General features: G+C 55.1%; 10 protein-coding genes and 1 pseudogene. 6 read left to right on the top strand and 5 right to left on the bottom strand.

The features are described 5' to 3' along the window. Window positions 1-101, top strand: a pseudogene (locus M0974_RS17275) (IS110 family transposase); the annotation flags it as partial. A gap of 178 nt (window positions 102-279) precedes the next feature. Here the strand turns inward: M0974_RS17275 and aspA are convergent. Beyond that, window positions 280-1,704 carry an aspartate ammonia-lyase gene (gene aspA / locus M0974_RS17270; RefSeq protein WP_297839219.1) on the bottom strand — a complete coding sequence of 475 codons (1,425 nt, stop codon included), beginning with the start codon at window positions 1,702-1,704 and terminating at the stop codon, window positions 280-282. Between the two features lie 184 nt (window positions 1,705-1,888). Here aspA and M0974_RS17265 point away from each other — a divergent pair, with 184 nt between their 5' ends. Then, window positions 1,889-2,800 (top strand): LysR substrate-binding domain-containing protein, encoded by a 912-nt coding sequence (locus M0974_RS17265; RefSeq protein ID WP_297839217.1) that lies wholly within the window; start codon window positions 1,889-1,891, stop codon window positions 2,798-2,800. A gap of 24 nt (window positions 2,801-2,824) precedes the next feature. Here the strand turns inward: M0974_RS17265 and M0974_RS17260 are convergent, their stop codons facing one another. After that, window positions 2,825-3,463: a hypothetical protein gene (locus tag M0974_RS17260; protein ID WP_297839215.1), complete on the bottom strand. Its 639-nt coding sequence runs from the start codon at window positions 3,461-3,463 to the stop codon at window positions 2,825-2,827. A 91-nt stretch (window positions 3,464-3,554) separates the two neighbouring features. After that, window positions 3,555-4,184, bottom strand: a complete 630-nt coding sequence (locus tag M0974_RS17255) for a reprolysin-like metallopeptidase (RefSeq protein ID WP_297839212.1) — start codon at window positions 4,182-4,184, stop codon at window positions 3,555-3,557. A 385-nt stretch (window positions 4,185-4,569) separates the two neighbouring features. On the opposite strand from M0974_RS17255, the gene purE reads away from it, so the two are divergent. The 4 genes from purE to M0974_RS17235 all read left to right on the top strand — a co-directional run bounded on the left by purE (window position 4,570) and on the right by M0974_RS17235 (window position 7,117). Next, a complete protein-coding gene (gene purE, locus M0974_RS17250) occupies window positions 4,570-5,061 on the top strand; it encodes a 5-(carboxyamino)imidazole ribonucleotide mutase (protein WP_219063090.1) in 492 nt (163 codons plus the stop codon). 9 nt (window positions 5,062-5,070) lie between these two features. Then, window positions 5,071-6,153: a 5-(carboxyamino)imidazole ribonucleotide synthase gene (locus tag M0974_RS17245; protein WP_297839207.1), complete on the top strand. Its 1,083-nt coding sequence runs from the start codon at window positions 5,071-5,073 to the stop codon at window positions 6,151-6,153. 101 nt (window positions 6,154-6,254) lie between these two features. Beyond that, window positions 6,255-6,500: a GlsB/YeaQ/YmgE family stress response membrane protein gene (locus tag M0974_RS17240; protein ID WP_297839204.1), complete on the top strand. Its 246-nt coding sequence runs from the start codon at window positions 6,255-6,257 to the stop codon at window positions 6,498-6,500. A gap of 83 nt (window positions 6,501-6,583) precedes the next feature. After that, window positions 6,584-7,117, top strand: coding sequence for a DUF3299 domain-containing protein (locus M0974_RS17235; RefSeq protein WP_297839201.1), 534 nt, complete (start codon window positions 6,584-6,586; stop codon window positions 7,115-7,117). A 7-nt stretch (window positions 7,118-7,124) separates the two neighbouring features. Here M0974_RS17235 and M0974_RS17230 read toward each other — a convergent pair whose 3' ends face one another. Together M0974_RS17230 and M0974_RS17225 are read right to left on the bottom strand one after the other, a co-directional pair. After that, a complete protein-coding gene (locus M0974_RS17230) occupies window positions 7,125-8,024 on the bottom strand; it encodes a D-hexose-6-phosphate mutarotase (protein ID WP_297839198.1) in 900 nt (299 codons plus the stop codon). Between the two features lie 82 nt (window positions 8,025-8,106). Further along, window positions 8,107-8,508 (bottom strand): acyl-CoA thioesterase, encoded by a 402-nt coding sequence (locus M0974_RS17225; protein WP_297839195.1) that lies wholly within the window; start codon window positions 8,506-8,508, stop codon window positions 8,107-8,109. Window positions 8,509-9,058: the final 550 nt, after the last annotated feature.

Below are 9,058 nucleotides of genomic sequence, written 5' to 3'. Positions count from 1 at the left end.
CTCAAGTACTGGTCATGCTCGCCCGAAAACTCGCTCGAGTGGCATTCTCCCTGATGAAAAATCAGAGCGAATATCACACTAAAAGCGCGATTATGGCTTGATCACCACCATAGAATCTCCCACAGAATTCATCAGGTCTGCCAAGGCTATGGCCTGTTCAGTACAAAGTAAAAACAAGCAGGCAAAAAAAAGGGTCTGGAAATTAATCTCCAGACCCTCAAAAGGTGAGAGGTGTCTAATCCCTCATCCTGGTGAGCGTGTTGCGAGGCGTCTTGAGGGTCAGGCCTTCAATGGCACCAGTCGCGGAGCAATCATATTTTCCGGGCGCAAGATGTCAGCCAACATAACGTCGTCGAGCAAGCCTTCTTCGCGCACCAGCTCTAGCACGCCACGGCCGCTTTCCAGCGCAATACGAGCGATACGTGTGGCGTTTTCATAACCGATGTACGGGTTCAGTGCAGTGACCAAACCGATGGAATGTTCAACCAGTTCACGGCAGCGCGCTTCGTTGGCGGTGATGCCGACGATGCAATGTTCGCGCAGCATGTCCATGGCGCGTTGCAGCAGGCGGATGGTGTCGAAGATCTTGTAAGCGATCAGCGGCTCCATCACGTTCAGCTGCAATTGACCGCCTTCCGCCGCCATGGTCAGCGACAGGTCGTTACCGATGATTTCAAAGGCTACCTGATTGACCGCTTCCGGAATCACCGGGTTGACCTTGCCAGGCATGATCGAGCTGCCGGGTTGGCGCGCTGGCAGGTTGATCTCGTTGATACCGGTGCGTGGGCCACTGGACAGCAGGCGCAAGTCGTTGCAAATCTTGGACAGCTTGACTGCGGTACGCTTGAGCATGCCGGAGAACAGCACAAAGGCACCCATGTCAGAAGTGGCTTCAATTAAGTCCGCCGCTGGTACCAGTGGTTGCCCGCTGATAACTGCCAGGCGATCAACTGCCAGCTGTTGATAACGCGGATCGGCGTTGATGCCGGTGCCAATGGCAGTACCACCGAGGTTTACTTCGGTCAGCAGTTCCGGCGCCAGGCTACGCAAGCGATTCAGGTCTTCATTCAGGGTCGTGGCAAACGCGCGGAACTCCTGGCCGAGGGTCATCGGCACAGCGTCCTGCAGTTGGGTCCGGCCCATTTTCAGAACGTGGTTGAATTCTTGGCCCTTGGCAGCGAACGCCTGAATCAGGCTGTCGAGGCTGGCGAGCAGGGCGTCGTGACCGAGCAGCAGGCCCAGGCGGATCGCCGTCGGGTAAGCGTCGTTGGTCGACTGCGCCATGTTCACGTCATTGTTCGGGTGCAGGTATTGGTATTCGCCCTTGCTGTGGCCCATGGCCTCCAGCGCGATGTTGGCGATGACTTCGTTGGCATTCATGTTGGTTGAAGTGCCAGCGCCGCCTTGAATCATGTCGACCACGAACTGGTCGTGAAAATCGCCGCGAACCAGGCGCGCACAGGCTTCGCTGATAGCCGCATGCTTGGCCGAGTTCAGATGACCCAGTTCATGGTTCGCATCAGCTGCAGCTTGCTTAACCATGGCCAGCGCCACGACCAGTTTTGGGTAGTGCGAAATCGGGACGCCGGAGAGGTGAAAGTTGTTTACCGCCCGCAGTGTCTGTATGCCGAAATAGGCATCAGCAGGTACTTCGAGAACGCCAAGCAGGTCTTTTTCAGTGCGCGATGATGCGGCGGAGGACATGATAGAGATGATCTCAAGAGAGGCACGAAGAGTGCCGGAACGCTGCTGATGCTAGGCTTGTGGGCTATCTGGGGCAAATGCTGTTAAGCGCTGCCCTATGCACAAACGGCATAACGTGGATGTGACGTTAAGATTCTGAAAAGCGTATGAAGATATAGGTATGCGCTTTTTAGCAGGAGAACCCATGAACCTTGAAAGCAAATGGCTAGAGGACTTTAGTGCCTTGGCCGCGACCCGTAGCTTTTCCCAAGCGGCTGAGCGTCGATTCGTCACCCAACCCGCTTTCAGCCGGCGTATTCGCAGCCTCGAATCAGCGCTCGGACTGACCTTGGTCAATCGCTCGCGCACACCCATCGAACTCACCGCTGCGGGCCAACTGTTCCTGGTCACTGCGCGGACCGTCGTCGAGCAATTGGGCGAAGTGCTGCGCCATCTGCATCATCTGGAAGGCGGGCAGGGCGAAGTCATGCAAGTTGCGGCCGCGCACTCTTTGGCGTTGGGCTTCTTTCCGCGTTGGATCGCTCAGCTGCGTAACGAAGGCCTGAACATCGCGACTCGGCTGGTGGCGACCAACGTCGGTGAGGCTGTGCACGCATTACGTGAGGGTGGTTGCGATTTGATGCTGGCGTTCTATGACCCGGACGCCGCCTTGCAGATGGACAACGAGATTTTTCCATCGCTGCATTTGGGCCATACCGAAATGCTGCCAGTGTGCGCGGCGGACGCCGACGGTCTGCCACTGTTCGACCTGGAGGGTGACGCCAGCGTGCCATTGCTGGCTTACAGTGCCGGGGCATTTCTCGGGCGTTCAGTGAATTTGTTATTGCGCCAGCGCAGCGTGCGCTTTACCACGGTCTATGAAACGGCCATGGCCGACAGTCTTAAAGGCATGGCGCTGGAAGGTTTGGGCATCGCTTGGGTGCCGGAACTGAGTGTTCGTGCTGAACTGGCGCGGGGTGAGCTGGTGGTCTGCGGCGGTACGCAGTGGCACGTACCGCTGGAGATTCGCCTTTACCGCTGCGCCTTGGTGCGCAAGGCTAATGTGCGGTTATTGTGGCGCAAGCTGGAGAGTTCTGCGGCGCAGAGCGACGCCTAAGTGTCTCCACTTAGGCGTCACATCTCAGGAACCAGCGTTTAGATAGTCGGCGATGAGGCGTTTGTTTTCATCGCTGTAAACGTAGCAAAGGGCGAACCCGACGGTGCGGTGAGAATCAAGGTTGGTTTCACACGGCCAAGGCCTGTATAAAATTTTCGCAGCGTCATGAGTGCCCCCCAGCAAATGGCCTAGCTCGTGAGCCGGGACGTTGTAACTGCTAAGCGAAGCGATACCAGCAACTTTCTTGTCCGCATCTGCAATGCCGAGTGTCCCCGACTTAATCACGCGGTCAGTCAGAAGTAGATATTTGCGGAACTTGTTTTGAGGAAGATTATGCCGCGTGATGTAATTATGGACAGCGACTTTCCAGAGCCACAAAATACTGTCAATATTCTCGCCATGATAAGCAAAGTCAGTCAGGCCGGGGGTGTTCTTGAGGAACCTCAGGTGAACTTTTCTCTGGGTAAAGCTTTCAAGGTCTTTAACCATCCAGCTGAAATAATTCCTGTTGATGGTTTCAAGATCCAATGAAACATCATCGTGAATGAATACCTGGACCAACAATGGCTCTTTCAGTGCCTTTGTATCTGCAGCATTAACGGCAGCCGAGAATATCAGGGCCGTGGTGAGCGTCAGAATATAACGAAGAAAAGTGAGTTTCATAAGCATCCTTGCTAATGATGTAAGTGAGAGATTTTTTTGTCTGAAGCGCGTCGCTCTATTCTCACGCCAAAAGGCGAAAGCGGTAGTGCGATTATTTTGTGTTTTTCAAGTAATCGGCAATCGCTTTCCGATTGCCATCGCTGTAGATATAGCAATTGGAAGTTAATGGCGAGTAGCCGCCCATGATCGTACTGCACCACCACCCGCCGATATAGCTAGTTTGCGCGGCCTCGTGAGTAGCGCCCAGCATATGGCCGAATTCATGCGCTGCTGCTTGAAAAGTCTGGATCGAAGCAATACCTGAGTAGTTACTCTGCGCTGCAACACCCAGTGTGCTGGCATTTAGCTGATGCTTGGTCAGCAACAAGTATTTGTAGCGTTTGTTCAGGGGTTGAGGGTGGCTGAGTCGGTAAGCATCGACGCGGCTGGTCCACTCTTGAAGCGCAACTTCTTTGTTCTCGTTTGGGTAGGCAAAACGGGTCATCGAAGGATCGTGCTCAATATACTCCACATACACCTTGCGCCCGGTGATGCCTTCTATCTCTTTGGTAGCCCAGGAAATGTAGTTTCCCCGAAGTGCCACGCGATCTTCGGCCGATATGTCATCGTGCACAAATATAAAAAAATACAAAGGCAGTTTCGCCACCCTTACTTCGGCGGTAGCAAACGCTGAGCACATTATAAGCAGTGCCGACAACACGTAATTTGACACGGATTTCATAAATCATGACTCATGTTGAATAGAGTATTGGCCATGCTCCAAAGTAATTAATGTATCGAGGCATGGGATGTACCCTGGCCGAAGGTTACTAGCCGGGGTTGAAAGTATTTAGACCTGATTCGCGGAAGATTATTAGTAGCCAGTGACGCTGTGATCACAGAGTAACGCCTGTTTGCTGCGTAGGATTTTCGTCATGCAAGGTGCTGAAACCGGGCGCCTGACTAATGGTCACCAAAGGGGCTTTCTTCCCGCTGCTTTACGGTATACTGCGCGGCCTTTGGCCGGCTCGACCGGTCATTATTCGTACAGCAAGCCACGCCGGTTCTCCCGCGTGGCTTGTTGTTTTCTGACTCGCCTGCGGGCGCACGATAGAAGAGGCACGACGATGAGCGCACTGGTTGGCGTGATCATGGGCTCCAAGTCCGATTGGTCCACCCTTAGCCACACCGCCGATATGCTGGAAAAGCTAGGCATCCCTTATGAAGTCAAAGTGGTGTCAGCTCACCGGACTCCGGACCTGTTGTTCCAGTACGCCGAACAGGCCGAAGCGCGTGGCATTGAAGTGATCATCGCCGGTGCTGGCGGTGCCGCACACTTGCCAGGCATGTGTGCAGCCAAGACTCACTTGCCGGTATTGGGTGTTCCCGTGCAGTCGTCGATGCTGTCCGGTGTCGACTCCTTGCTGTCCATCGTGCAGATGCCCGCGGGTATTCCGGTCGCGACCTTGGCGATTGGCAAGGCAGGTGCGATCAACGCGGCGTTGTTATCGGCCAGCATCCTTGGCGCCAAGCACCCGCAATTCCATGCAGTGCTGAAAAAATTCCGCGCTGAGCAGACAGACAGCGTCCTGGACAATCCAGACCCGCGCGACGCCTGAGGTTTTTCCATGAAGATCGGTGTAATCGGTGGCGGCCAGTTGGGTCGCATGTTGGCTTTGGCGGGCACTCCGCTGGGGATGAACTTCGCTTTCCTCGACCCTGCGCCAGACGCTTGTGCGGCTGCGTTGGGTGAGCATTTGCGTGCCGATTACGGCGATCAGGACCATTTGCGCCAGTTGGCCGATGAAGTCGATCTGGTGACCTTCGAATTCGAAAGCGTGCCTGCGGAAACAGTGGCCTTCTTGTCGCAGTTCGTCCCGGTGTATCCAAGCGCCGAGGCGTTGCGGATTGCCCGTGACCGTTGGTTCGAAAAAAGCATGTTCAAGGACCTTGGGATTCCGACCCCCGCATTCGCCGATATCCAGTCGCAAGCCGATCTGGACGCAGCGGTCGTCACTATCGGTCTGCCTGCCGTGCTGAAAACCCGCACGCTGGGTTACGACGGTAAGGGGCAGAAGGTTCTGCGTACGCCTGCAGATGTGGCCGACACCTTTGCCGAACTGGGCAGCGTCGCTTGTTTGTTGGAAGGTTTCGTACCGTTTACCGGTGAAGTTTCGCTGATTGCCGTGCGCGGCCGGGACGGCGAAACACGCTTCTACCCACTGGTACACAACACCCACGACAACGGTATTCTGCGTCTGTCGATTGCCAGTACTGATCATCCGCTGCAAGCGTTGGCCGAAGATTACGCCGGTCGCGTCTTGAAGAAGCTCGACTATGTGGGTGTGTTGGCGTTCGAATACTTCGAAGTCGACGGCGGCCTCAAGGCCAACGAAATTGCTCCGCGTGTGCACAACTCCGGGCACTGGACCACCGAAGGCGCCGAGTGCAGCCAATTCGAAAACCATCTGCGGGCGGTAGCGGGCTTGCCGCTGGGTTCGACGGCGAAGATCGGCGAGAGCGCCATGCTCAACTTCATCGGCGAAGTGCCGGCTGTGGATAAAGTCATCGCCATCGACGATTGCCATCTGCACCACTACGGCAAGGCATTCAAGGTTGGACGTAAAGTCGGTCATGCCACCTTGCGTTGCGTCGATCGGGCGACCCTTGATCAGCAGATCAAAAAGGTCGAGGCGCTGATCAAGACGTAGGTTTTGATCCAAGGAACCATCGGCATTCACAGCTCTCTGATTGCAGGATGGCAGCGCCTTCAATAGGCTTGGCTATCCAATTTCATACAGAGGGGAATGGCATGGGAATTATCGGAACCATCTTTATCGGCCTGATCGTTGGCCTATTGGCGCGATTCATTAAGCCAGGCGATGACAGCATGGGTTGGATCATGACCATTCTGCTGGGTATCGGTGGCTCATTGGCCGCAACTTATGGTGGTCAGGCACTCGGTATTTATCAAGCAGGCCAGGGTGCCGGCTTCTTTGGTGCGTTGGTGGGGGCGGTCATCCTGCTGGTGATCTACGGCATGCTCAGAAAAGACTGATATTGATGGTCGGCCCTCTGCGCTAATGCAGCGCAGAGGGCTAGAATGCTCGGCACTTTATTACTCAAATTGCCGAGCTATTTATGCGTCGCCTTCTCTTTATTACGCTGTTGCTGGCCTCTGGGCTAGCTCACGCTGAATTGCCAGAAACCGATTGGCTCGAACTGATGCCCAAGTCGGATCAAAAAGCACTCGAAGCCATGCCTGAAATCGATCACAACTCTCCGGAAGCCAAGGGGACGTTCGACAGCAAAGGTGGCTTGAAACAAAGCAAAGGTCTGCCTGCCGTGATGTATTCGGCCAAGACCGTACCGGCCATGAACGGCAAAGACATTCGTATTGGTGGCTATCCAGTTCCGCTGGAGACAGACGCCAAAGGCCGCAGCACGCTTTTTTTTCTTGTTCCGTACCCTGGCGCTTGCATCCATGTACCGCCGCCGCCGCCCAATCAATTGGTGCTGGTGCGGTACCCAAAAGGCTTGAAGCTCAGCGATATTTACACGCCGCTGTGGGTCATTGGCACGTTGAAAGTCGAGAAGGTCAGCAATGACTTGGCCGATGCAGCCTATGCGTTGGATGCTTCCAAGGTCCGCGTCGTGGTGGAAGCGGACCTCTAGGCCGTATTTACAGCGGTGCGCTGCCGATGCTGACCGTTAACGTGTGGGACGCATCGGGGCCGAGCGTTACGACGTCACCCATGACGTTGGCGGTTTCTACACACACCATGCCTTGCCAATCATCGTCTGCCATGTCGCTGAAGTTTTTCGCGCGTTCGATCCATGGGTTCCAAATCACAGTGGACCGAGAACCTTTGGTGTTGATGATGATGCGCCGATTCCAGTCGGGATCGACCACGCTCAAGTGGTTAGGCGTATTGAGGTAGATGCGATCAGTTTCGCCGACGAAGTGCAGGTCTGCGGACTGAACACACTCTGTCCAGTTTTGCAGCGTGTCAATGTAACGCAGGCCGTCCAGACCTTCGATGCTGACTTGACGCACATCGCTCACCGCAAAATAGCTGTGCAGAGCCTGACTGAGCGTGACGTCTTCCTGGCCTTTGTTGTGGCTGGTGAGGCTGACGTGCAATTGTGTATCAAGACGAATACTCAGTTTAAGCGCGACGTCATGGGCCCAGCCGGCGATCTGGCCTTCGGTTTCCGGCAGCACAAACTCTACCAGCAGCGACTCACCTTCATTGCTGATGCCCAGCAGCTGCCAATCCAGGGCGCGAACTTCACCGTGGGCTTTCGCGGGTTCAACGCTTTGACGCATGGCTTGCACGCTGTCGGGGTTGCGCTCGAAATTGCCAAACCACGGCCAACAGACCGGAATGCCGGTACGAATGGGCTTGCCCTTTTTGAACGTGGCCTGCTTGTTAAGCCAGATCAACGGCTGCTCCCCAGCTACTTGATAGCTGAGGATATGTGCACCCTGTTGGGCGACAAGTAACTCGGCCTGGCCGTGGCGTATGCGCCAGCAGTTCAGTTCATCGAGTTTGACGGTTTCGACTTGGGGCGCTTGCATGCGAGGGTTCTCACTTAAGGACAGTGATAGAAGTAGACCGTGCAACAGTCCACGAGTTTACCCCAGCACGCCAGCGCCAGGCTTAACGCCGTGCTGGCACCGACCGAGTACGACCGCTGCCGTCGATGGCGACGAACACAAAGACTGCTTCGGTCACTTTGCGCCACTCGCTGGACAACGGGTCATCGCTCCACACTTCGACCATCATCTGGATTGAGCTGCGGCCAATTTCCAACGCTTGGGTATAGAAGGACAGCTGCGCGCCGACGGCCACTGGAACCAGGAACGTCATGCGATCAATGGCCACTGTCGCCACTCGGCCGCCTGCAACTTTGCTCGCCATGGCAGTGCCTGCCAAGTCCATCTGCGAGACCAGCCAACCACCGAAAATATCGCCAAAACCATTAGTTTCACGGGGTAAAGCCGTGATTTGCAACGCAAGGTCGCCTTGTGGAATTGGATCTTCTTGTTCGAGTTCAATCATGCCTAGGGTGCCTCTGACCCATGACTCTCATCATTTTTTGCCGCAGTGAAAAGACATTAAAAACGCTGATTGTGAACACGTGTCGTTCACTCGTTGTTTTGCGCGTCTAAAGGGGAAACTCTGCGAAAACGGCTGTTTTAAGGCTCAGCAGCGACTTCGCACAGCAACCCCCGAGCACGTTCGGTTCCGTTACGCGGCCTGGGAGTATATCGGGCGACGCGCTACGCGACGACCGTTCGGTTCTCTTTTTGACCACGTAAACCTTCTTACTGTGTGCTTTTTTAAGAGTTTGCTATCTTGCCGGACCTAAACAGCTTTGGATCGCCACGTCTGTCAGGCAATTTTGATGCCTGTGTCAGATATTTCCTTGGCTGGTGCGAGTACACGCCGTCAGGTATCGGCCAGCGTTGCCGATGCCCATCAATCCCAAGAGAAGTCCTTGTTATGTCCACTGTCTCCTCAAGTGCCGCGCAGCCCTCGCGTCCATTGACCCGAAACGACTATAAAACCTTGTCGCTGTCTGCCTTGGGCGGTGCACTGGAATTCTACG

The sequence above is a fragment of the Pseudomonas sp. genome, assembly GCF_026224925.1.
In the GTDB taxonomy this organism is placed as follows: domain Bacteria; phylum Pseudomonadota; class Gammaproteobacteria; order Pseudomonadales; family Pseudomonadaceae; genus Aquipseudomonas.
This window is presented reverse-complemented; position numbering and strand designations above follow the sequence as displayed.